General features: G+C 67.0%; 21 protein-coding genes. 5 read left to right on the forward strand and 16 right to left on the reverse strand.

Translation table 11 applies throughout. The annotated features are described in order from the left end of the window. Positions 1-176: 176 nt before the first annotated feature. From rodA to BSP_RS10610, 6 genes are all read right to left on the reverse strand, one after another. On the reverse strand, positions 177-1,331 hold the full coding sequence (gene rodA / locus BSP_RS10585; protein WP_054765850.1) for a rod shape-determining protein RodA: 1,155 nt from the start codon (positions 1,329-1,331) through the stop codon (positions 177-179). Next, positions 1,328-3,325, reverse strand: a complete 1,998-nt coding sequence (gene mrdA / locus BSP_RS10590; protein ID WP_152950321.1) for a penicillin-binding protein 2 — start codon at positions 3,323-3,325, stop codon at positions 1,328-1,330. Before mrdA ends, rodA begins: the two co-directional genes overlap by 4 nt. Beyond that, a complete protein-coding gene (locus tag BSP_RS10595) occupies positions 3,322-3,840 on the reverse strand; it encodes a hypothetical protein (RefSeq protein ID WP_054765852.1) in 519 nt (172 codons plus the stop codon). The genes mrdA and BSP_RS10595 overlap by 4 nt, the downstream gene beginning before the upstream one ends. Continuing rightward, the gene (gene mreC, locus BSP_RS10600; RefSeq protein ID WP_054765853.1) at positions 3,837-4,958 is read right to left on the reverse strand and encodes a rod shape-determining protein MreC; all 1,122 of its coding nucleotides are present in this window, start codon (positions 4,956-4,958) and stop codon (positions 3,837-3,839) included. The genes BSP_RS10595 and mreC overlap by 4 nt, the downstream gene beginning before the upstream one ends. 152 nt (positions 4,959-5,110) lie before the next feature. Continuing rightward, entirely contained in the window at positions 5,111-6,151 is a 1,041-nt protein-coding gene (locus tag BSP_RS10605; RefSeq protein WP_054765854.1) for a rod shape-determining protein, read from the reverse strand. 284 nt (positions 6,152-6,435) lie between these two features. Further along, positions 6,436-7,149, reverse strand: a complete 714-nt coding sequence (locus tag BSP_RS10610) for a TVP38/TMEM64 family protein (protein WP_152950322.1) — start codon at positions 7,147-7,149, stop codon at positions 6,436-6,438. Positions 7,150-7,272: 123 nt separating this feature from the next. Here BSP_RS10610 and BSP_RS10615 point away from each other — a divergent pair, with 123 nt between their 5' ends. After that, positions 7,273-8,478 carry a pyridoxal phosphate-dependent aminotransferase gene (locus tag BSP_RS10615; protein ID WP_152950323.1) on the forward strand — a complete coding sequence of 402 codons (1,206 nt, stop codon included), beginning with the start codon at positions 7,273-7,275 and terminating at the stop codon, positions 8,476-8,478. A 53-nt stretch (positions 8,479-8,531) separates the two neighbouring features. Here the strand turns inward: BSP_RS10615 and BSP_RS10620 are convergent, their stop codons facing one another. From BSP_RS10620 to serS, 8 genes are all read right to left on the reverse strand, one after another. Then, positions 8,532-9,836, reverse strand: a complete 1,305-nt coding sequence (locus BSP_RS10620) for a cation:proton antiporter (protein WP_152950324.1) — start codon at positions 9,834-9,836, stop codon at positions 8,532-8,534. Between the two features lie 109 nt (positions 9,837-9,945). After that, on the reverse strand, positions 9,946-10,935 hold the full coding sequence (secF, locus tag BSP_RS10625; protein ID WP_054765858.1) for a protein translocase subunit SecF: 990 nt from the start codon (positions 10,933-10,935) through the stop codon (positions 9,946-9,948). Then, complete coding sequence (gene secD / locus BSP_RS10630) at positions 10,935-12,527, reverse strand: protein translocase subunit SecD (protein ID WP_054765859.1); 1,593 nt, start codon at positions 12,525-12,527, stop codon at positions 10,935-10,937. Before secD ends, secF begins: the two co-directional genes overlap by 1 nt. 35 nt (positions 12,528-12,562) lie before the next feature. Continuing rightward, positions 12,563-12,880 (reverse strand): preprotein translocase subunit YajC, encoded by a 318-nt coding sequence (gene yajC / locus BSP_RS10635; protein ID WP_054765860.1) that lies wholly within the window; start codon positions 12,878-12,880, stop codon positions 12,563-12,565. 104 nt (positions 12,881-12,984) lie between these two features. Continuing rightward, on the reverse strand, positions 12,985-14,022 hold the full coding sequence (locus BSP_RS10640; RefSeq protein WP_227975927.1) for a M23 family metallopeptidase: 1,038 nt from the start codon (positions 14,020-14,022) through the stop codon (positions 12,985-12,987). 157 nt (positions 14,023-14,179) lie between these two features. Beyond that, positions 14,180-14,824, reverse strand: a complete 645-nt coding sequence (locus BSP_RS10645; protein WP_054765861.1) for a protein-L-isoaspartate(D-aspartate) O-methyltransferase — start codon at positions 14,822-14,824, stop codon at positions 14,180-14,182. Then, positions 14,821-15,612: a 5'/3'-nucleotidase SurE gene (surE, locus tag BSP_RS10650; RefSeq protein ID WP_152950325.1), complete on the reverse strand. Its 792-nt coding sequence runs from the start codon at positions 15,610-15,612 to the stop codon at positions 14,821-14,823. Before surE ends, BSP_RS10645 begins: the two co-directional genes overlap by 4 nt. Positions 15,613-15,792: 180 nt before the next feature. Next, a complete protein-coding gene (serS, locus tag BSP_RS10655) occupies positions 15,793-17,289 on the reverse strand; it encodes a serine--tRNA ligase (RefSeq protein ID WP_152950326.1) in 1,497 nt (498 codons plus the stop codon). Positions 17,290-17,557: 268 nt separating this feature from the next. Here serS and BSP_RS10660 point away from each other — a divergent pair, with 268 nt between their 5' ends. The 4 genes from BSP_RS10660 to BSP_RS10675 are packed head-to-tail and all read left to right on the forward strand — an operon-like array spanning position 17,558 to position 19,565. Continuing rightward, positions 17,558-18,409, forward strand: coding sequence for a thymidylate synthase (locus BSP_RS10660; protein WP_152950327.1), 852 nt, complete (start codon positions 17,558-17,560; stop codon positions 18,407-18,409). Then, the gene (locus tag BSP_RS10665; protein ID WP_054765865.1) at positions 18,409-18,708 is read left to right on the forward strand and encodes a hypothetical protein; all 300 of its coding nucleotides are present in this window, start codon (positions 18,409-18,411) and stop codon (positions 18,706-18,708) included. Before BSP_RS10660 ends, BSP_RS10665 begins: the two co-directional genes overlap by 1 nt. After that, positions 18,705-19,235 carry a dihydrofolate reductase gene (locus tag BSP_RS10670; protein WP_054765866.1) on the forward strand — a complete coding sequence of 177 codons (531 nt, stop codon included), beginning with the start codon at positions 18,705-18,707 and terminating at the stop codon, positions 19,233-19,235. Before BSP_RS10665 ends, BSP_RS10670 begins: the two co-directional genes overlap by 4 nt. 9 nt (positions 19,236-19,244) lie before the next feature. After that, a complete protein-coding gene (locus BSP_RS10675) occupies positions 19,245-19,565 on the forward strand; it encodes a YbjQ family protein (RefSeq protein ID WP_054765867.1) in 321 nt (106 codons plus the stop codon). 34 nt (positions 19,566-19,599) lie between these two features. On the opposite strand, the gene BSP_RS10680 is transcribed toward BSP_RS10675, so the two are convergent. Together BSP_RS10680 and BSP_RS10685 are read right to left on the reverse strand one after the other, a co-directional pair. Beyond that, positions 19,600-20,697, reverse strand: coding sequence for an NADH:flavin oxidoreductase (locus BSP_RS10680; protein WP_152950328.1), 1,098 nt, complete (start codon positions 20,695-20,697; stop codon positions 19,600-19,602). A gap of 75 nt (positions 20,698-20,772) precedes the next feature. Then, positions 20,773-21,846 carry an Mrp/NBP35 family ATP-binding protein gene (locus tag BSP_RS10685; protein ID WP_152950329.1) on the reverse strand — a complete coding sequence of 358 codons (1,074 nt, stop codon included), beginning with the start codon at positions 21,844-21,846 and terminating at the stop codon, positions 20,773-20,775. Positions 21,847-21,882: the final 36 nt, after the last annotated feature.

Consider the following 21,882-nt stretch of genomic DNA (forward strand, 5'->3'; position numbering starts at 1 on the left):
CCGCCGGCCGGACGCGACGAGTCGTTTCTGTCCCTCCTGTTACAGGGCCGAGGACAAAAAAGACACCGGTTACCTACAGGTCGAAAAATCCTGGTCGGCCTATGGCGCCCGCAGAATATGCGGCGCTTTAATCAAACATGCTGGACGGCCCGCCCAGGCGCGCTTTCCAATCAGCCTCAGATCAGCCCATGGCCCTTCGGCAGTTCGGCGTATCGATGCACCCGCGTCGCCATGACGAGGCCGAAGCCTATCATGACGGTCAGCATCACCGTGCCGCCGTTGGACAACAGCGGCATGGGCACGCCCACGACTGGCGCAAGCCCCATAACCATGGCTCCGTTGATCAGCACATACATGGCGAAGGTGGCGATCACGCCGGACGCCGCCAAACGGCCGAAATGACTGTGGGACAGGGACGCTATTCGCAAAGAGATCAATATGATGGCCGCATAGGCGCTGAGCAGGAAGAAGGCGCCGACGAAGCCGAACTCCTCAGCGAAGGCGGCGAAGATGAAGTCGGTATGCCGCTCGGGCAGAAACTCCAGCTGGCTCTGGCTGCCCAGGCCGTAGCCCTTGCCAAGAAGCCCGCCCGAGCCCATCGCGATCTTGGATTGGACGATCTGATACCCCTTGTCGGCCATGTCGGCCTCAGGGTTCAGGAAGGTCAGGACCCGGTGGCGCTGATAGTCGTGCATGCCGAACATCACATAGGGAGGCACGGCGACCGTGGCGACGGCGGCGACGGCGGCGATGATCTTCCAGTTCAGACCGGCCATGAACATGATGGCCGCGCCGGTCAGGCCGATCAGCATGGCCGAGCCCAGATCCGGCTGGTGCGCCACCAGCAGGAAGGGCATGCCGATGATGGCGACGGGAATGATCAGCTTCCAGTGAAAGCTCGCCTCCTTGGCCGAGGCCCCGTGGTACCAACGCGCCAGGGCCAGAACCACGCCGATCTTCATGATTTCCGAGGGCTGTATGCGGGTCACGCCCAGGTCAAGCCAGCGCGTGGCGCCGAGCGCGGTGTAGCCCAACGGCGTCTCGACGAGAGCCAGTAGGAACAGGGCCACGCCATAGATGGGATAGGCCAGGGCGAACCAGTAGCGAATGTTGATCATCGACAGCCCCAGCATCAGCACCAGGCAGACGCCGAACCGGATCAGGTGTTTAGCCGCCCAGGGTGACCACGAGCCGCCCCCCACCGAATAGAGCATCATTGCGCCCGCGCCGCCTACGGCGCAGATGAGCAGCAGAAGCCGCCAGTCGAGCTGGCTGATCTTGGTCGAAACGCGCTCGCGCTCGCCGGGACGAGACAGGGCGGAAGCGGTCATAAGCGCGGCTCCGTCGATGGGGGAAGCGGATCAACCGCCTCCGGCGTCGGCGCCGCCGGCTCGACGGTCGAAGGCTGGGTCAGGTCCGTCGTCTCTGTCGGCTCGGGCGCCGGCGGGCGTTCCATTCGCGCGCGCATCTCCGGATCCTTCAGCAAGGCGACCTTCATCACCTCCCGCGCGCGCGGCGCGCCGGCTGTACCGCCGCCCATGCCGCCGTGTTGCACAATCACCGACACGGCGTAGCGGGGATTGTCCGCCGGCGCGAAGGCGATGAACAGGTTGTGGTCCTTCTGGGCCCAGGGCCGGCCCGCGCCCTTGCGGGAGCCGGCGCCGTAGTTCTGCGCCTGGGCCGTCCCGGTCTTGCCCGCCATGCGGATGTCGCCGAGGCCCAGTTGGCTGTTCCTGAAGCCGGTCCCGCCGACGTCGGTCACCGCCTCCATCCCTTCCCGCATCACCTGCACGAAGGCCGGATCATAGGGCAGGTCGGCGAAGCTGCGGTCGCCCCCCTGCTCCACTCCCCCGATCGACTTGATCAGCCGCGGCGTCACGGCCTTTCGGCCATTGGCCAGTCGCGAAGCATAGACGGCCAGTTGCAGGGCGTTGACCGTCAAGGCGCCTTGACCGATGCCGTAGCTCGGCGTTTCGCCCGGATACCATTTGCCGTCGCCCCGCACGGGATTCTTCCGCCGCCATTCTCGGTCAGGCACCAGGCCCGGCTTCTGGCCGGAGATGCCGATGTCGTAGGTCTGGCCAAAGCCCATTTCGCGCGCCGTCTCGGCGATGGCGTCCGGCCCGACCTCGACCGCCAGGGTCATGAAATAGACGTTGCAGGAGTTCTTGATCGCCGAACGCATGTCCTGCGAACCGTGCCGTCCCAGGCAGGCGAACCGCCGCCCCAGATAGTAGGCCCCGTTGCAGACGATCCGTCGGTTCGGATCGCCGCCCCGTTTCAACGCCGTCAGCCCGACGACCGGCTTGAAGGTCGAGCCGGGCGCGAACGTCCCCGTGAGAGCCTTGTCCAGCAGCGGGCGACGTTCATAGTCGGCCAAGGCGCGATAGATGCTGGAAGGCACGCCCCCCACAAACAGGTTGGGATCGAACGATGGGGCGGAGGTCATCGCCAGGATGTCGCCGTTGCGGACGTCCATCACGACGCAGGCCCCGGACTCCTCGCCGAACACCTCCAGCGCCCGGTTCTGAATGTCGGCGTCGAGGGTCAGAACCACTTCCTGCCCGGGAACCGCCGGGCGGGAGCCGCCCACATCCTCGGCCACCACCCGACCCCGCGCGTCCACCTCGACGCGATTACCGCCGGGCTCGCCGCGCAGGGCCTCGTCCAGCGCCTTCTCCACCCCCTGACGGCCGATGCGGAAACTGGGATTGAAAAGCAGGGGCGGCACTTCCTCGCCCTTGTCGCGGATGGCCTTGACGTCTCGGTCCGACACCTTGGCCACATAGCCGACCACATGGGCGAAAGAGCCGCCGAACGGATAGTAGCGGGCGTCGTTCATGTCGGCCATGACGCCCGGCAGCTCGTTGGCGTACAGATTGACCTTGGCGAACTCCTCCCAGGTCAGGTCGCTCTTGACCGGGACCGGGTTAAACTTGGACGAGGCGTTGACATCGCGGATGATAGCCCGGCGGCGCTCCAGGGTGTCGGGCAAGAGCCGGCCGAGCAGGTCCAGGGTCTGATCCAGGTCCTTGGTTTCGTCGCGCACCACCAGCACTCGGAAACTGGGGCGGTTGCCGGCGATGACGACGCCGTTGCGATCCTTGATCAGGCCCCGCGGCGGCGGAACCATGCGGAAGTTGAACTGGTTCTGCGACGAGAGGGTCGCATACTCCTGAGCCTGCACGACCTGGAGCTGGGCCAGCCGCCCTACAAGCGCCGCCACGCCGAGGGTCGCCAGGCCGCCGAACACGAAGGTGCGCCGCAGGAACGAGCCCTGTCGTTCATTGACGTCGGCGAAAAAAATGGAAGGTTCGCCGCTCATCGGAAGCGAATGTCTCCATCGTCGAACCGCTCAAGCATCCAGTCAGCGACCGGATAAAGCAGGAGGGTCGGGACGATCTGGCCGATCAGCGACAGAATGGCCGGCGGATTGCCCGCCCGCACCGTCACGATGACATAGGCGAACAGAAACGCCCCCAGGGTGCAGGCCACATACCAGGCGAACCGGATCAGCCCTTCGTGTCCGGCCAAAAGATTGCGCGACAGAAGCAGGACGCCATAGACCCCCATCAGACACAGGGCCCACATGCCGAGCGGGCCGTTCCAAAACAGGTCAAGGAACAGGCCCAGGGCGAACAGCACAGCCGGCGCCGTCATCGACGGACGGATCAAGGGCCAGGCGAAGGCCAGAACCATGGGCACGACCGGCTCCGGCAAGGTCAGGCCGAAAAGCTGGGCGGGGGTGGCCAGGACGATGGTCGCCGCGACCGCCACAAGGGCCGGATAGAGGATCCATTGCAAAGGCCCGACGACGCGGACCGCAACCGGCCGTCTCACGCGGCGCCTCCCGGCGCAGGCGAGGGTCCGCCCGGCGGAGTCTCAGGCGTGGACTGATCCGGAGCGGCGCGCGGAGCCGGACCGCGCTGAACCGACGGCCCGGCGGTTGCGGCCTGCGAAGCCTGGGCCTGCCGCGTGCGTTCGGCCTGGGCGCGTGCGGCCGCTTGCCGGCGTGCGGCAACGTCCGCAATCGCAGCCGCCTGTTCGAGGCTGGGCTCGGGCGCCGTCCCCAGACCCGCCAGGGGCGGCGCATTCAGGGCGTTGGGATCGACCAGTTGGCCGAAGTCCTGGAACAACAGCACACGCACATAATCGACAGCGCCACGATCGCTGAACAGTTTGACGCGCCAGCTGCCGTCAATGCCCTTGGCGGCGACGCCGATCGGTATGCCGCGCGGCAGTCCCCCACCGTCCCCAGAACTCAGAATGCGATCACCCGGCTGCACCGAGCCGGCTCCGCGAACAAACTCCAGACGCGGGTTGTCGCTGCCGTCGCCGGTGAGAAGCGCCCGCGCATCGGTGCGATCCACCAGGACGGGCGTCCGAGACGCCACATCGGTCAGGAGCACCATGCGGCTCACGCCTCCGGTCGCGCCCGTCACGCGACCGACGAGGCCGTGTTCATTGATCACCGGATTGCCGATCCGCACGCCGCGGCGCGTGCCCACGTCCAGAAGCTTGGCCCGATTAAAGGGTCCGCGCGCGTCGGAGATGGCGCGCGCCGTGATCATCGGAACGGGCGGCTCAGTCCGCAGCCCCAGCAAGGCTTCATAGCGCGCGTTGACGTTCTTCAGGGCGATGGCCTGGTCGCGCCACGGTTGGAGTTCCGCCAATTCCGCCTTGAGTTTCCGATTTTCCGACACCGCGAAGAAATAGCCCCCGACATAGTCGGTGACGGCGCCGACCCAGCGCACCGGCGCGGCCAAGATCCCGCTGACAGGTCCAGTCACCGTATCAGCCGCTCCGCGCACGGCGCCATAGCTGGAACCGCCGTCGACGGCCTTGCGATCGCTCACCAGTAGGAGGCCGGCGGCCACGATCGACACGACGACCACAACCGCGGCGGTCCAGACCAGCGGCACCTTCAGGTTTTCAAAGGGACCGTCGCGAAACGCCACGGGCGACCTTCCACAAAAGGGGTTGGAATTGACAGGCGATCCCTGTCGTTCTGCCTGCCTATCGCAAAATCAGGGCCGGAATGGAACCGTCGATCACGCAGGGCTGAAAAGGATCTGCGGCCGGACTTCCGTCCGGCCGCAATCAAAAAAGATCAGAGCGCCGAGTCGAGCACGCCCTTCATCCAGCGCGGATGCTCCAGCACGCGACCGCAGCCGATCGCCACGCACGACAGCGGGTCGTCCGCCACCGAAACCGGCAGGCCGGTGTGGTCGCGGATCTCGACGTCCAGGCCGCGCAGCAGGGCGCCGCCGCCGGTCAGCATGATGCCCTTGTCGGCGATATCGGCGGCGAGTTCGGGCGGGGTGGCCTCCAGCGCGACCTTCACGGCCTCGATGATCTGGGTCACCGGCTCGGCCAGGGCTTCCGCCGCCTGGCGTTCGGAGATGCGCACTTCGCGCGGCACGCCCTGCATCAGGTCGCGGCCCTTGACCTCGATCGACAGGCCTTCCCCGTCGGCCGGGATGCGGGCGGTGCCGATGTCCTTCTTGATGCGCTCGGCAGTGGTCTCGCCGATCAGCAGATTATGGTTGCGACGCATATAACTGATGATGCTGTCGTCCATCTTGTCGCCGCCGACGCGGACCGAACGCGAATAGACGATGCCCGACAGCGACAGCACGGCCACCTCGGTGGTGCCGCCGCCGATATCGACGACCATGGAGCCGGTCGGCTCGTGGATCGGCAGGCCGGCGCCGATCGCGGCGGCCATCGGCTCGTCGATCAGGCCCACGCGGCGCGCCGAGGCGTTCAGGCAGGAATCATTGATCGCGCGACGCTCGACCGCCGTGGCGCCGGACGGCACGCAGACGATGATCTTCGGGTTCACGAAGCCCTTGCGGTTATGCACCTTGCGGATGAAGTGTTTGATCATCTCTTCGGCGACTTCGAAGTCGGCGATGACGCCGTCGCGCATCGGGCGGATGGCTTCCATGTGGCCGGGCGTTCGGCCCAGCATCTGCTTGGCCTCAATGCCCACGGCGTGAACGATCTTGCGTCCGCCGACGTTGCGCAGGGCCACCACGGACGGCTCGTTCAGGACGATGCCCTTGCCCTTCATGTAAATCAGGGTGTTGGCGGTGCCCAGGTCCATCGCGATGTCGTTGGAGATCGCGCCGAAAAGGGAAAAGCTCATGGGAATCGATACCGTTGTTCTTTGACCGAGGGCGTCAGTTTCGCAGTCGACCTGGCGACGCCCCGCCGTCCTGACATCCCCTTGCCGGACAGCTTCCTGATCGTCTTCGCCACGCCTACCGCTGGCCCGTGTGCCCGTATGAAACAGGGAATACAACCCCCTTCGCGTGCCGGACACGCGTTCACCCCCAGGCCTGTGGAAGCTTGGCGCTCAGGGCCGTTCACGATAGTGTCATGAGCGGCAAGGACTCCCTGTGAAACATCCTGCCGGCGCTTGCCGCGACGTCAGTCTCCACGCGCCTTTTCGCGACGCCTCACCCACTCCCGGACCCCCAGCATTAGACCCAACCAAGCCAGGGCCACGCCCGCCAGGATGGCCGAGGTCCAGACACCGTCGCCGCTGACGGCCGTCATGAAGGAGCCGCCGAAAAACGCCACAAGCGCCGTCTTGGGCAAAACCCCCAGCGCGCACCCGGCTAGAAAGCCCGGAAAGGACGCCCGCGCCGCGCCAAAGGCCATGTTGACCACGATGAAGGGCGCCGAGGGCACGTTGCGGATCATGAAGCTGGCGTAGAAGGCGTTCTGACCCACGAACCGGGTCAGCCGCCCCACCGTCTTGCCGCCGTGCCGCTCCAGCACCCGCGCGGTCGGCCCGCGCCCCATCCAATATGTGACGGCGGCCGAGGCGACCGTGGCGATCCAGCTGTACAGAAACCCGAACCAGGGGCCAAAGGCCACCACGCAGGCGGCGATCAGAATGAACTGAGGCGCGCCGAAGAAGGCTGCGACCGTGAACACGATCACGGCCGCAGGCAGGCCCCACGGTCCGTGCCGGAACCCGCCCAGCCAGGCCTCCAGCCGCGCCTCGGCGTCCAGCCCCAGCTGGCTCTTACCCACAGCAAACAGAGCCGTCATCGCGCCCAGGACGACAATAGTCGCCAGCACGGCGCGCCAGCGCCGCGCCTCCATATTGGACAGGAAATCGAGGATCCAACGCATCAGACGCGCCGCTTATCACCCCGGCTGTACATTAGCGAGCCTGGGCGGATTGTCCCGGCGGGCCTGCGCGCGTAAGGAACCTCGCCTCCCCGGCAACAACCTTCCAAGACCGATGGGATTCCCATGTCCAGCCTGCAATCTTCCGCCCTCGCCCGTGTCAAGCCTTCGGCCACCATCGCCGTGACCGCCCAGGCCCGGAAGCTTAAAGCAGAAGGCCGCGACGTGATCGGTCTAGGGGCCGGCGAGCCGGACTTCGACACGCCGGAGAATATCAAACAGGCCGCCATCGACGCCATTAATCGCGGCGAGACCAAATATACCGACGCCGACGGCATGCCCGAACTGAAGAAGGCCATCGTGGCCAAGTTCGCCCGCGAGAACGGCCTGACCTACGACGTGTCGCAGATCCACGTCGCCCCGGGCGGCAAGCCGGTCATCTTCAACGCCCTGGTCGCGACCCTGAACCCCGGCGACGAGGTCATCGTGCCTGCTCCCTACTGGGTCTCCTATCCCGACATGGTCCTGCTCGCCGGGGGCGAGCCCGTGACCGTGGTCGGCGAGGAGAAGGACGGCTTCAAGCTGCGTCCCGAGGTGCTGGAGGCCGCCGTCACGCCCAAGACCAAGTGGCTGATCCTGAACAGCCCCTCCAACCCGACCGGCGCCGCCTACACCCAGGCGGAGTTGCTGGCCCTGGCCGAGGTTCTGCGTCGTCACCCCCACGTCTGGGTGCTGACCGACGACATGTACGAGCACCTCGTCTATGGCGACTTCGAATACACCACCATCGCCCAGGTCGCCCCCGACCTGATCGACCGCACCCTGACCGTCAACGGCGTGTCCAAGGCCTATGCCATGACCGGCTGGCGCATCGGCTACGCCGGCGGCCCCAAGCCGCTGATCGACCTGATGCGCAAGGTGGCCAGCCAGACCACCTCCAACCCCACCAGCATCAGCCAGTGGGCCGCGGTCGAGGCCCTGAACGGAACCCAGGACTTCATCCCCGAGCGCAAGATCGCCTTCGAGAAGCGCCGCGACCTGGTCGTCTCGATGCTGAACCAGGCGACGGGGATCACCTGTGCTGTGCCGGAAGGCGCCTTCTACGTCTATCCGTCCATCGCCGGCCTGATCGGCAAGACGACGGAATCGGGCGTGGTCATCGACGGCGACTCGACCTTCGCCGCCGAGCTGCTGAACGCCGAGGGCGTCGCCGTGGTCCAGGGCGAGGCCTTCGGCCTGTCGCCCTATTTCCGCATCAGCTACGCCACCTCCGACGCCGTGCTGGAAGAGGCCTGCACCCGCATCCAGCGCTTCGCCGCCTCGCTGCGTTGATTTTTCCCCACCGGACGGACGCCTCTGTGTCCGTCCGGATCAACGGCCCCAGTTCAGGCCGTGACGCGAGGCGACAGTCGGGCTCCGTCGCCGTCCGGTTCGTTCGGATCGCCCAGCTCCCCTTGCTCTCGCGCCCTGCGGCCATAGACCCATTCGAACAGCGGCGACGCCATAAGGGTCGTGATGATGGCCATCAGGACCAGGATGGAGAACAGGGCTGGGCCGATGACGCCGCGCTGAAGTCCGATATTGATGATGATCAGCTCCATCAGCCCGCGCGCGTTCATCAGGGCGCCGATCCCCATGGCCGTGGCGTTGTCCTGGCCCGTCAGCCGGGCGGCCGCCCAGCAGGCGCCCCCCTTGGCCAGGACGGAGCCGGCCAGGATCACCAGGGTGACGGCGGCCAAACCGATATTGTCCACCATCGTCAGCTGCGTATTGAGCCCCGAAAAAGTGAAGAACATCGGCAGCAGAACCAGAACGGCGAAAGGCTCCAGCTGACGTTTGATCTCCGCCGTCAAAAGGCCGCGCGGCATGGCGACCCCCAGGATGAAACCGCCGAACACCGCATGGATGCCGACGGCGTCCATCGCCCAGGCGCTGAGCATGAACAGGATCAGGACGACGCCCAATACGCTCGGTCCGACGCGCCCCTCCCGCTCTGCGATCCGGCCTAGGGGCGCCAGAAGCCGGGGCCCCAAGGTCATCATGAAAAGGGCGAAGGCGCCGCCTCCGGCGATCGCCACCACCGCCACCATCGGGCCGGCGCCGAAGCTGGCCAGGACGATCGCCAATACGCACCACGCCCCGGCGTCATCGATGGCGCCGGCGGCCAGAGACAGCGATCCCAGCCTCGATCCGCTCAGGCCGCGTTCGTGAATGATGCGGGCCAACATGGGAAAGGCGGTAATCGAAATGGCCGCGCCCATAAACAGCATGGCCTGCCAGGTCACGATTCCCTCGCCGAACAGGCCAAGACTCAGTAGCCAGGGCGCGATGGCGACCGCGACCAGAAACGGCGCCGCCATACCGGCCAGAGACACGGCCGCCGCGCTGGTCGCATGGGCGCGGAAATGATCCCGGCGAAACCCCAGCCCGACCAGGAACATGTAGAGACCGACGCCCAGCTGGGCGCCGACGAACAGGATGGACCGCGACTCCTTCGGAAACAGGGCGGCCTGCAAGTCGGGAGCCAGAAGTCCGAAAAGGGACGGCCCCAGGATCACGCCTGCGATCATTTCGCCGACGACCTGCGGCTGACCCAACCAGCGCTTGGCCGCCCATCCCACCACCCGGCAGGCGGCGATGATCACCGCCATCTGCAGGAAAAAGGCGACACTCAGCTCCGCATTGGTCATGCGATGATCCCTCCCCAGGGCGCGCCGTTCTTGAGAACGATCACAGGTCGCTCACCCTAAACACCCTCGTCGCCTATTCAAGGCTCCCCGCAGACCTAGGTCGTCTTGATCAGGGCCGGCTGGCCATGCCCAGCTTAACCGGCTTGGCCTCCTCGTTCAGGGCGCCGCGCTTGACGCCCCAGAGCAGGATGATCGGCGCGCCGACATAGATGGACGAATAGGTGCCCACGATGATGCCGAACATCAGGGCGATCGAGAAGCCGAACAGGGCTTCGCCGCCGAACAGGGCCAGGGCCGCCAGCACCATGACGGCGGTCACGCCGGTGATGATGGTCCGCGACAGGGTCTCGTTCAGCGACAGGTCGATCACCTCGCCCAAAGGCATGGTCTTGTACTTGCGCAGGTTCTCGCGAAGCCGGTCGAACACCACCACGGTGTCGTTCATCGAATAGCCGATGACGGTCAGGATGGCGGCGACCATGTTCAGGCTGAACTCCAGGCGGAAGACCACGATCAGGCCGAAGGTCAGCACCACGTCGTGCAGCAGGCCGATCACGGCGCCGAAGCCGAATTGCGGCTCGAACCGGAACCAGATGTAGAGGAACATCAGGCCGATAGCGACGGCCAGGGCCAACAGGCCCGAGGTGAACAGTTCGCCGGACACCTTGGACCCGACCACGCTGACGCCCGAATACTGCACCTCGCCGACCGTGCCGCTGATGGCGCGCTCGACCTGGTTCACCACCTGGGTCTGATCGCGGCCTTCCGGCACCTGGAAGCGCAGGATGGCGGTCGAGCCGTCATCGACATTGGTGTCGCGCCGGGCGATGCCCTGCACCTGGACGTCGCCCAGGTTCAGACCGTTCACCGCCTCGCGCACCCGGTCCAGCTCGATGGTCTGGCCGGCGGGCTTGGACACCTCCATCGAGGCGCCGCCCCGGAAGTCGATGCCCATGTTCAGGCCGGGCACGAAACAGCCCACGATCGAGGCGATGCACAGCACCACCGACAGGACGGCGGCGTACCGGGAGTATTTGACGAAATGGAAGTTCGTCTTCTGCGGCAGCAGTTTGATGAGGGGCCATCCACGCATCGCCATTACTCCGCGATCGGCAGTTTTTTGGGCTTGGCGGTCTTGAGCCAGTAGGCCAGCAGCACCTGGGCCACCAGAACCGACGAGAACACCGAGGTGAAGACGCCGATGCTCAGCGTCCAGGCGAAGCCGCGTACCGGACCGGCGCCGAAGACGAACATGATCGCCGCCGCCACCAGGGTGGTGACGTTTGCGTCCAGGATCGTGCCCCAGGCCTTGGAGAATCCGGCGTCCATGCTGGCGATCACGCTGCGGCCCGCCCGGGCCTCGTCGCGCATCCGCTCATAGATCAGCACATTGGCGTCCACCGCCACGGCGAAGGTCAGGATCAGACCCGCGATGCCCGGCAGGGTCAGGGTCGCCTGGGTCAGCGACATGGCCGCCACGATCAGCACGCCGTTCAGGATCAGGCCGACCACCGAAACGCCCCCGAACAGGAGGCCGTAGGCCAGGATCATGAAGACCACGATGATGGCGAAGCCGACGGCGGTCGATAGGGCGCCTGCGGCCACGGCGTCGGCGCCCAGTTCGGCGGTCACGGTCCGGCGTTCCTCGACGTTCAGCGGCGCCGGCAGGGCGCCCCCGTTCAGCAGGTTCACCATCGTCGCGGCTTCCTGGATCGTGAACTGGCCTTCGATGATGCCCGATCCGTTGGTGATGGCGCTGTTGATGCGCGGCGCGGATATGACCTTGCCGTCCAGGATGATGGCGAAGGGTTTGCCGATATTGGCCGAGGTCGCCTCGCCGAAGCGGCGGGCGCCGGCGCCGTCGAAGCGGAAGCCGATGGCGGGGCGGCCGCTCTGATCGGCGTCGACCGAGGCCCGTGTCAGGTTTTCACCCGAGACCAGAACCCGCTTCTTGACCAGATAGGGCGTGCCCTGTTCATCGGTCAGCAGTTCAGCGTCCGGCGGCACGCGACCCGCCTGGGCCTCCGTCACCGAATTCTCAGTGTCCACCATCTGGAAGGTCAGTTGCGCCGTCTGGCCGATGACCTCCTCCAGCTTGCGCGGATCGCTCTCGCCCGGCGCCTGGACCACGATCCGGTCGGCGCCCTGGCGGGTGATCGAGGGTTCGCGCGTACCCAGGCTGTCGATGCGGCGACGGACGACTTCGATGGACTGATCGACCGCCGTCGATCCCATGCCGGCCAGGGCCGCGTCCGTATAGGCGAATCGGACCCGGTCCGAACCGACGCGGCTGGCCGTCCGTTCGACCTGGCCGGACGGTCCCGGCGCGCCGGCGAGGCGGCGCAGGGCTTCAAAGGCGGCGGTCTGTTTCGCCGGGTCCGCCAAAGCGACCACGACGCCGCCCGCCTCGCGCTGGAGGCCGTTGGTGGCGATGCCCTCGCCGTTCAGGGTCACCCGCACGTCCTCGATCAGATTGGTGACGCGCTTCTCGCGCATCGCCGGCACGTCCACCTCGAGCAGCAGATAGGAGCCGCCCTGCAGGTCCAGCCCCAGGTTCAGGGCGTTCTTCGGCAGCCAGCCGGGCAGCGCCTCCCGCTGAGCCGGGCTCAGCAGGTTGGGATAGGCCAGCAGGCAGCCGATGATCGCCGAGGCGACGACGAGAATGATTTTCCAGCGCGACAGCTGAATCATGAGGACAGTCCAGGTTCAGCGATACGCTTCGGGTCTCAGGCCTTGGAGTCGTTGGCGGCGACGGCGGTGCGGTTGCGCACCTCGGCGATCATCGCCTTGACGACGCGGATATTGACGCTGGGCGCGATCTCGACATTGACCTCGGCCTCTTCGACGCGGGTCACCTTGCCGATGGCGCCGCTGGACAGGACCACCGTGTCGCCGCGCTTCACGGCGGCGATGGCGGCCGCATGTTCCTTGGCGCGCTTCTGCTGCGGACGGATCAGCAGGAAGTAGAACAGGATGAAGATGGCGACGATCGGCAGGAACTGCATGATCACGGCCATCATGCCGCCGTCAGCTGGGGCGCCCATGGGGTCTCTCCGAACACAAGGCGGGGCGGCCCTCGTCGGCGCCCCCATTAAAACGAGGCGCGGAACCTAGGGCCGCGCTTCGCGGATTGCAACGTAACGAACGATCAGCGCGGCAATACGCTCAGGGGATCGACCGCCACGGGGTCGTCGCCGCGCATCTGGCGGGTCTCGAAATGGATCGACGGGCGGCCGTCCCCGGCGGTCAAACCCACGGTGCCGATCTGCTGACCCGCGCGCACGTCGTCGCCGTCCTTGACCGTGGCCGAGCCCAGATGGCCGTAAACCGTGCGCCAGCCGCCGTTGTGCACGATCAGCACCGTCAGGCCCTGGCCCACCAGATCGTCGCCCACATAGGCCACGCGCCCACCGGCCGCCGCCACGACCGAGGCGCCGGCCGAGGCGCCGATATTGATCCCATTGTTGCGCTCGCCCATGCCGACCGGACCGAACCGTCTCAGGATGTCGCCCCGCACCGGCCATTGCAGGGCGATGGTTCCGCCTGCGACGGGCGTCGTCGCCGGACCGGGCGCGCTCTCGACCGGCCGCGTCTGGACCGGCCGCGTCTGGGCCGGCAGGGCCGGATTGCCCGAGGGCGGCGGCGGGGGCGGCGGAACCACCCCCGAGTTCGGCACCAGCACACCGGCCGGCGACGGCCCCGTGGCGTAGGGATCGCGTCCCGTGTCCACGGCGGAATCGGGCAGAATGATTCTTTGACCGCTGGTGATCGCGCCGCGCGGCCCCAGCCCGTTCAGGTCGATCAGGGTTTGAACCGGCGTCTGGAACCGCCGGCCGACGCCCGAGATGGTGTCGCCCGGCTGGATCACATAGGCCGCGCCCGGCGTCACCACGGCGGGCGGCGAAGATGGGGCGGGCGTCGCCGGATAGGTCGGCTGGGCCGGCGTGACCGAAACCGGCGGCGGCAGGGCCCCGCCGTCGATCGAGCCGACCGGCGCCGTCGCCGGCGGCTGCTGATACGGTTGGGCGGGGGTCTGCGGCTGGGCCGGCTGACCATAGGGGCCCTGCTGAGCCTGCGGCTGGGCGCCTCCGGCAGGAACAGGGCGCGTCGAATACTGCGGCTCGGACGGATAGGTCATACAGGCCGCTGCGCTCAGCGACGCCGCCACGATCACAACCGTTCTCATTCCGCCCGACATCACTGCCACCGGCCGCTCCTTACGTGGTTAAATCCGCCCGCCCGGTTTGCCCGCTCGCGCCGCGCAAGCCAAGCCCGCAATCATCGCCAAAGTGGGGCGAGAAGGTTAACGGATGTCCAGAACGCCCGCTTGCGGGGGGAAGGCCTCACCCCTCCTTCGCCGTCCCCTCGACCAGGGGCACGAACCGCACCTCCGTCAGGCTTTCGCGCCGGAACGAGCCGTCGCCCTGCCCCACATAGCGATGCAGGATCTGCACCGAGGTGCGGCCCACCGGCGCCACCAGAACCCCATTGGGCTTCAGCTGTTTCAGCAGTTCGGTCGGCTCGCCCGGCGATGCGGCCGTCACCATGATCCGGTCGAAGGGCGCCTGTTCGATCCAGCCCAGGCCGCCGTCTCCGTGGCGGGTGATGACGTTCTCGATCTCCAGGGCGCGCAGACGCGCCTCGGCCTCGACCAGCAGACTGCGATACCGCTCCACCGAATAGACATAGCGGGCCAGCCGGCTCAGCACTGCGCACTGGTAGCCGCTGCCGGTGCCGATCTCCAGCACCCGGTGACGGGGCTGGACGTCCAGAGCCTGGGTCATCAGGCCGACGATATAGGGCTGGCTGATGGTCTGGGCGCAGTCGATGGGCAGGGCCTGGTCTTCCCAGGCCTGATCCAGGAATTTCTCGTGCACGAAGACCGCGCGGTCGATGCTCTCCATCGCGCCCAGCACCCGGGGGTCCGTCACCCCCTGCTGGCGCAGCGACAGGATCAGACGTCCGGCGCGGTCGTCGTGCAGGTTCATGCCGCCTTCACCGCCTTTGGCGGCGCCCCGCCCAGCACCTTCTTCAGGTCATGGACGCTGGCCATATGGGTCAGGTCGATGTGCAGCGGCGTGACCGAGATCCGTCCCGCCTCGATGGCCCTCAGGTCGGTGCCCTCGGCATGCTCCTGCTTCTCGCCGCGGAAGCTCATCCAGTAGTAGTCGCGCCCGCGCAGGTCGGTGCGTCGCACCGCGTGCATCTCGCCCACGTCGCGGAAGCCTTGCGTCGTCACCTCGATCTGCTCGACCCGTTCGGGCGGCAGGTTGGGGAAGTTGACGTTCATCACCACGCCATTGGCCCATTTCTGGTCCAGCAGACGGCTGATGATCGCCGGCGCGAAGGCCTCGGCCGTCTCCCAGTGAGCCACCACCTCGTCGTGGAACCGTTCCAGGCTCTGGCTCAGGGCGATGGAGCGGATGCCGAAGGCCATGCCTTGCAGGGCTCCCGCCACCGTGCCGGAATAGCTGACGTCCTCGCCGATATTGTGCCCCCGGTTCACCCCGGACAGCACCAGGTCCGGCTTCTCCGGCATCAGATCGTTGACCGCCAGGATGACGCAGTCGGTCGGCGTCCCCGTCACCGAGAACCGCCGCTCGCCATGCTTATGCACCCGCAGCGGCTCGGTCAGGGTGATCCCCCGCCCCTTGGCCGACTGTTCGACGGCGGGGGCGCACACCCAGATGTCGTCGCTCAGGGTCCGCGCGATCCGCTCAAGGGATTCAAGACCTTCCGCCTCGATCCCGTCGTCGTTTGTCAGGAGGATTCTCATATTTTCTTTCGTCATCCTCCGGCGAGCGCAGCGAGACCGGGGGACCCAGCGGCGCCGAAGGCGAAATGGTTCAACAAGACCAACGGCTGGCGTGCGCGACAGGTTCGCGCTCTCGCGCGCCGCTGGGTCCCCCGGTCTGCGCCGCTGCGCGGCTTGCCGGAGGATGACGAAAGAGAAGGTTCAGCCCACATGGGTCAGACCTCCCATATAGGGCTGCAACACCGTCGGCACTGCGATCCGCCCGTCGTCCTGCTGATAGTTCTCCATGATCGCCACCAGGGTCCGGCCGACCGCCAGGCCCGAGCCGTTCAGCGTATGGACGAACTCGGTCTTCTTCTCGCCGGCGCGCTTGAACCGGGCGTCCATGCGCCGCGCCTGGAAATCGCCGCAGTTCGAGCAGGAGCTGATCTCGCGATAGGTGTTCTGGCTGGGCAGCCAGACCTCCAGGTCGAAGGTCTTCTGCGCCGAGAAGCCCATGTCGCCCTTGCACAGCAGCATCCGCCGGAACGGCAGCTCCAGCGCCTTCAGCACCGCCTCGGCGCAGGCCGTCATCCGCTCGTGCTCGGCGTCGGAGTCTTCCGGCCGCGCGATCGACACCATCTCGACCTTGGAGAACTGGTGCTGGCGGATCAGCCCGCGCGTATCCCGCCCCGCCGACCCGGCTTCAGCGCGGAAGCAGGGCGTCAGCGCCGTCATCCGCATCGGCGTGGCGAGGTCGTCCTCGGACAGGATGGTCTCGCGCACGAGATTGGTCAGGGAGACTTCGGCGGTGGGGATGAGCCAACGGCGGCTTTGTGCCTCACTGGCTTGAAGCTTGAAGAATGCCTCTTCAGCTTCGATCCAAGCTCGCTCTCCCAACGCCGAATAAACTTCAGAGTAGCCGTTCTCATCAATTTCGATGGGCCCGTTGTTGCGCTCATAGTCAGCAACGAGTTGATCATAAACGTCGCCAGCATCAATGCCGCGTGACTTGATCATTTCGTACTGGTCCCGGAAGGACAGCCCCGTTTGGAATAGATCTGGCCGGAACTTCGGCCATTGTCCCGTACCGAACATCGCCTCGTCCCGCACCAGCAGCGGCGGGTTCACTTCCAGATAGCCGTGCTGGTCCGTCTGCAGGTCCAGCATGAACTGGCCCACGGCCCGTTCCAGCCGCGCCAACTGCCCCTTCAGCACCGCAAACCGAGCGCCCGACATCTTCGCGGCCGCCTCGAAGTCCAGCATCCCCAGGGCCTCGCCCAGGTCGGCGTGATCCTTGGCCGGGCCGCCTTCGCGGGGCGTGCCCCAGCGCGAGACCTCGACATTGCCCGCCTCGTCCTCGCCGTCCGGCACATCCTCGGCCGCCAGGTTCTTCAACCCCGCCAGCAGGTCGCGCAGGTCCTTGCCAACGCGCGCCTCGATCTCGGCCGCCGCCGCGATATCGCCCTTCAGCGCCTCGACCTCGGCCTTCAGCCGGTCGGCCTCGGCCATGTCCTTCTTGCCCATGGCGGCGCCGATCAGCTTGGAGGCGGCGTTGCGCTTGGCCAGGGCGTCCTGGCCCGTGGTCTGGGCGTGGCGCAGTTCGGCGTCCAGCCGCAGGATGTCCGCCACCAGCCCGTCGGCCTGATCCACCCCGCGCGACGACCAGCCCGCGACATAAACCTGGGGGTTTTCGCGAATGGCTCTGATGTCGTGCATGGTCTGAAACTTCGGTTGGGCGGGAGAAGCCGAACGCTCTACCCGCCCGCGCGGTTACGGGCAACGGCGGCCGGGCGGTTCCCCCTCCACCAAGTTTCGCGCGGTCCCCCTCCCCCAGAGGGGGAGGAATGCGATGACCGAAATCCTCCCCCTCTGGGGGTGGCGCGGCGCCTCTTCGCGCCGCGACGGAGGGGGCCGGGCCGTCTTTCCTGTGGACGCCGGTTCGGAACCGCGTGGCGAATCACCCCGGCTGAGGCAATCTCGCCTAATGAACGCTCAGGTCGCCTCTTCAGAACTTCAGGGCCGGACGGCCCCCGCCGACCATCCGGAGCGGCAGTATCTGGACCTGCTGCGCGACATATTGGACAACGGCGTTCGCCGCGACGACCGCACCGGCACCGGAACCCTGGGCGTCTTCGGCCGCCAGATGCGGTTCGACCTGTCCAAGGGCTTCCCGGTCCTCACCACCAAGAAGCTGCACCTGCGTTCAATCATCGTCGAACTGCTGTGGTTCCTGCGCGGCGAGACCAATATCGCCTATCTGAAGGAGAACGGCGTCCGCATCTGGGACGAATGGGCCGACGCCGAGGGCGAACTGGGTCCGGTCTACGGCAAGCAGTGGCGGTCCTGGACGGCGCCGGACGGCCGCGTCATCGACCAGATCGAGAAACTGGTCCACGGCCTGAAGACCAATCCCAACAGCCGCCGCCACATCGTCACGGCCTGGAACCCGGCCGACGTCGACGACATGGCCCTGCCGCCCTGCCATTGCCTGTTTCAGTTCTTCGTGGCGGATGGGAAACTGAGCTGCCAGCTGTATCAGCGCAGCGCCGACGTCTTCCTGGGCGTGCCGTTCAACATCGCCTCCTACGCCCTGCTGACGATGATGCTGGCCCAGGTGGTCGGGCTGGAGCCGGGCGAGTTCGTCCACACCTTCGGCGACGCCCACCTGTATCTGAACCATTTGGAACAGGCCGAGCTCCAGCTCACACGCGAACCCTTGCCCCTGCCCGTGATGAAGATCGCGCCGAAGGACGATCTGTTCGCCTTCGAACTGTCGGACTTCACGCTGGAGGGCTATGAAGCCTGGCCGCACATAAAGGCCGAAGTGGCCGTCTGATGGATTTCAAGAGTCTGCAGGCCGACGTCCTGCGCATCTCCGACCTCTACGCCGCCAATCACGGCATTGATCGCGACCGGGACTGGGCCTTGCTGAAGCTCCAGGAAGAGCTGGGAGAGCTGACGGCTGAACATCTGCGGCTGTCCGGTCGGGCGCGCGGCGCGGGCGACGCCGAGGCCCTGGGCGACGAGGCGGCCGATGTTCTGGGCATGCTGTTGATCTATTGCGCGGGCGCCGGGATCGACCTTGAAACCGCGATGCGACGCAAATGGCTGAAGTGGCTGGAGCCTGCGGCATGACCGGGCCCGCTCGGATCGCCCTGGTCGTGGCCCGCGGCCGGAACGGCGTCATCGGCCGGGACGGCGACCTGCCCTGGCGGCTGCGTTCGGACCTGCAGAGATTCAAGGCGATCACTATCGGAAAGCCCTGTCTGATGGGGCGCAAGACCTGGGAGAGCCTGCCGCTGAAGCCCCTGCCCGGCCGGCTGAACCTGGTCCTGACCAAGGACGAGTCCTATGAGGCCGACGGCATGGCCAAGGGCGCCGTGGTCTGCTCCAATCTGGACGAGGCGATCGAGATCGCGCGCGAGACCGCCGAGGAGGACGGCGTGGACGAGATCTGCATCATCGGCGGCACGGCCCTGTTCGCCGCCGCCCTGCCCCGCGCCCGCCGCCTCTATATCACCGAGGTCGACGCGGCCCCCGAGGGAGATGCGGTCTTTCCGTCGTTCGACGAAACAGCCTGGGTTGAAGTATCGTCCGAAACCCATGCGGCGGGCGAGAAGGACGATCACGCCTTCACCTTCCGCGTTCTGGACCGTCGTTAGGAGCCCCTCATGTACGTCGCCACCACCAATGACCTGCCCGGCTTTCGCGTCACCCGCCACATCGGCCTGGTGCGCGGCGTGACGGTGCGATCCCGCAACGCCATCTCCGACGCCATCGGCGGCGTCCAGTCCATGCTGGGCGGCCGGGTCGGCGCCTATGTGAAACTGGCCGAGGCGGGGCGTCAGGAAGCCTATGACGAACTGGTCAAACACGCCCAGGCCCACGGCGCCAACGCCATTCTGGCCGTCCGCTATGACGCCACCGAGATCATGCCGGGCGTGACCGAGGTGCTGTGCTACGGCACAGCCGTGATCGTCGAGCCGGCCTGACCTCTCGGAAGGCCGGCCGGCCCGACGCCTCGGGTCAGGACAGAGTCATCAGGTCCGAGCGCTCGAAATTGCGCAGTTCCTCGGTGCGCCCGTCCCGAATCTTCTCCACCCAGTGCGGATCGGCCAGCAGCGCGCGGCCGACCGCCACCAGATCGAACTCCTCCTTCTCCAGCCGGCGCGTCAGGCCGTCCAGCGAGGCGGGCTTGGAGCCTTCGCCCCCGAAGGCCGCGATGAATTCGCCGTCCAGCCCGACCGAGCCGACGGTGATGGTCGGCTTGTTCATCAGCTTCTTGGTCCAGCCGGCGAAGTTCAGGTCAGACCCTTCGAACTCCGGCTCCCAGAATCGGCGCTGCGAGCAGTGGAAGACGTCGACCCCGGCGTCCGACAAGGGCGTCAGCCATTCCACGATCTGGTCCGGCGTCTCGGCGATCCGGGCGGCGAAGTCCTGCTGCTTCCATTGCGACAGGCGCAGAATGACGGGGATGTCGTCGCCGACGCCCTCGCGCACCGCCTTGACCACCTCGGCGCCGAAGCGCGCCCGTTCGGCGATGGTCGGGCCACCCCAGCGGTCCCCGCGCAGATTGACCCCGCCCCAGAAGAACTGGTCGATCAGATAGCCGTGGGCGCCGTGGATCTCGACGGCGTCAAAGCCCAGCTCACGCGCCGCGCGCGCAGAGCGACCGAAGGCCGCGATGGTGTCGGCGACGTCCTCTTCGGTCATCGGCTCATACTTGGCCTTGCCCGGCGAAGTCAGGCCTGACGGACTGTCCACCTTGCCCAGGGGCGTCCAATCAGCGCCCTGGCCCCGCGCCGATCCCACGTGCCATATCTGCGGCGCGATCAGGCCTCCGGCGGCGTGGACCTCGTCCACCACCGTCTTCCAGTGCGGCAGGGCCTCGCCGTGGAAAACGGGCACATTGACGTCATTGCGCGCAGCGGGCCGTTCCACCACCGTGCCCTCGGTCACGATCAGCCCCACCCCGCCCTCGGCGCGGCGGCGGTAATAGCCGGCCACATCGGACGTCGGGATGCCGTTCGGGGAAAAGGACCGCGTCATCGGCGCCATGACGATGCGGTTGGGCAGGGTCAGCCCCTTGATCGTAAAGGGGCGAAACAGGGCATCGACGCTCATCGGATCTCCTCGCGAAATGGCAAGGGTGAAGGTGGCGAATAGAGTTGCGTTTGAAAACCCCACGCCCTGAAGTTTCTACAGTCCCAAAGAAGCCGCCACCTGCTCGGCGATCACAGCGAACCGCATCGCGATCGCGCCTTTGGGATCCGACGCAACCACAGGCCTCCCCGCATCTCCGCCCTCTCGCAGAGCGGCCTCCAGCGGCAGATCGCCCAGGAAGGGAACAGACAGGCGCTCCGCCTCGGTCTTGGCGCCGCCCTGTCCGAACACGGCGCCGCTCATGTTTTCAATCAGGCCCAGGGTCGGCACATTCACCTTCTGGAACAGCGTGTGCGCCCGCCGGGCGTCGGCCAGAGCCACCTCCTGCGGCGTGGAGACGATGACGGCGCCGTCCAGCGGGGTCCTCTGGATCAGGGTCAGTTGCACGTCGCCTGTGCCGGGCGGCAGATCGACCACCAACACGTCCAGCGGCGCTTCGGCCGCGCCCCATCGGGTCTGGGTCAGCATCTGGGTGATGGCCTGGGACGCCATCGGCCCGCGCCAGATCATGGCGTCGTCCATCTTGGTCAGCAGGCCCACGGACATCGCTTTCAGTCCATGCGCCTGGTGCGGCACGATAGCCCCGTCCTCATAGGCGGGCTGGCCGCTGATCCCCAGCATGGTGGGCAGCGAGGGACCGTAGACGTCGGCGTCCAGAATCCCGACAGACAGCCCCCGTGCAGCCAGGGCCGCGGCCAGATTGACGGCCACGGTCGACTTGCCCACCCCGCCCTTGCCGCTGGCGACGGCCAGGACGCGCCGGACATGGGCCGGGCGGTCCGTGGGGACCGGCGCCTTGGGACGTCCCTGATCCACGGCGGCTTTCGAAAGGCCGGCGGTGCGCGCGGGCTTGCCGAGCCCAGGCTTGGCCTCCGCCGTCAGGATCACCGAGACCCGGCTCATGCCGGGGATGGCCTTCAGCGCCGCCTCGGCCGCGTCCCTGACGGGGGCGTAGGTCGCGACCAGACTACGGTCCACCTCCAGGGCGAAGCCCGCCCGGTCCTCGGCGACGACCAGCCCCTGAACCAGACCCGAAGCATGGAGGCCCTGGCCCGAAACCGGGTCCGTGACGGCGTCGAGCGCGGCGATGACGGCGGAACGTTCGACCAAGACGGTCTCCACAAGACTTGCAGGCGATAAGGGGCG

The sequence above is a fragment of the Brevundimonas sp. Bb-A genome, assembly GCF_009394735.1.
Classification (GTDB): domain Bacteria; phylum Pseudomonadota; class Alphaproteobacteria; order Caulobacterales; family Caulobacteraceae; genus Brevundimonas; species Brevundimonas aurantiaca.

Coding starts and splice junctions, on each gene's coding strand:
- rodA (WP_054765850.1), bottom strand. CDS start 1,331: ATGACCGCTTCCGCCCTGTCTCGTCCCGGCGAGCGCGAGCGCGTTTCG.
- mrdA (WP_152950321.1), bottom strand. CDS start 3,325: ATGAGCGGCGAACCTTCCATTTTTTTCGCCGACGTCAATGAACGACAG.
- BSP_RS10605 (WP_054765854.1), bottom strand. CDS start 6,151: ATGAGCTTTTCCCTTTTCGGCGCGATCTCCAACGACATCGCGATGGAC.
- BSP_RS10610 (WP_152950322.1), bottom strand. CDS start 7,149: ATGCGTTGGATCCTCGATTTCCTGTCCAATATGGAGGCGCGGCGCTGG.
- BSP_RS10615 (WP_152950323.1), top strand. CDS start 7,273: ATGTCCAGCCTGCAATCTTCCGCCCTCGCCCGTGTCAAGCCTTCGGCC.
- BSP_RS10620 (WP_152950324.1), bottom strand. CDS start 9,836: ATGACCAATGCGGAGCTGAGTGTCGCCTTTTTCCTGCAGATGGCGGTG.
- secF (WP_054765858.1), bottom strand. CDS start 10,935: ATGGCGATGCGTGGATGGCCCCTCATCAAACTGCTGCCGCAGAAGACG.
- secD (WP_054765859.1), bottom strand. CDS start 12,527: ATGATTCAGCTGTCGCGCTGGAAAATCATTCTCGTCGTCGCCTCGGCG.
- yajC (WP_054765860.1), bottom strand. CDS start 12,880: ATGGGCGCCCCAGCTGACGGCGGCATGATGGCCGTGATCATGCAGTTC.
- BSP_RS10640 (WP_227975927.1), bottom strand. CDS start 14,022: ATGAGAACGGTTGTGATCGTGGCGGCGTCGCTGAGCGCAGCGGCCTGT.
- BSP_RS10645 (WP_054765861.1), bottom strand. CDS start 14,824: ATGAACCTGCACGACGACCGCGCCGGACGTCTGATCCTGTCGCTGCGC.
- surE (WP_152950325.1), bottom strand. CDS start 15,612: ATGAGAATCCTCCTGACAAACGACGACGGGATCGAGGCGGAAGGTCTT.
- serS (WP_152950326.1), bottom strand. CDS start 17,289: ATGCACGACATCAGAGCCATTCGCGAAAACCCCCAGGTTTATGTCGCG.
- BSP_RS10660 (WP_152950327.1), top strand. CDS start 17,558: ATGAACGCTCAGGTCGCCTCTTCAGAACTTCAGGGCCGGACGGCCCCC.
- BSP_RS10665 (WP_054765865.1), top strand. CDS start 18,409: ATGGATTTCAAGAGTCTGCAGGCCGACGTCCTGCGCATCTCCGACCTC.
- BSP_RS10670 (WP_054765866.1), top strand. CDS start 18,705: ATGACCGGGCCCGCTCGGATCGCCCTGGTCGTGGCCCGCGGCCGGAAC.
- BSP_RS10675 (WP_054765867.1), top strand. CDS start 19,245: ATGTACGTCGCCACCACCAATGACCTGCCCGGCTTTCGCGTCACCCGC.
- BSP_RS10680 (WP_152950328.1), bottom strand. CDS start 20,697: ATGAGCGTCGATGCCCTGTTTCGCCCCTTTACGATCAAGGGGCTGACC.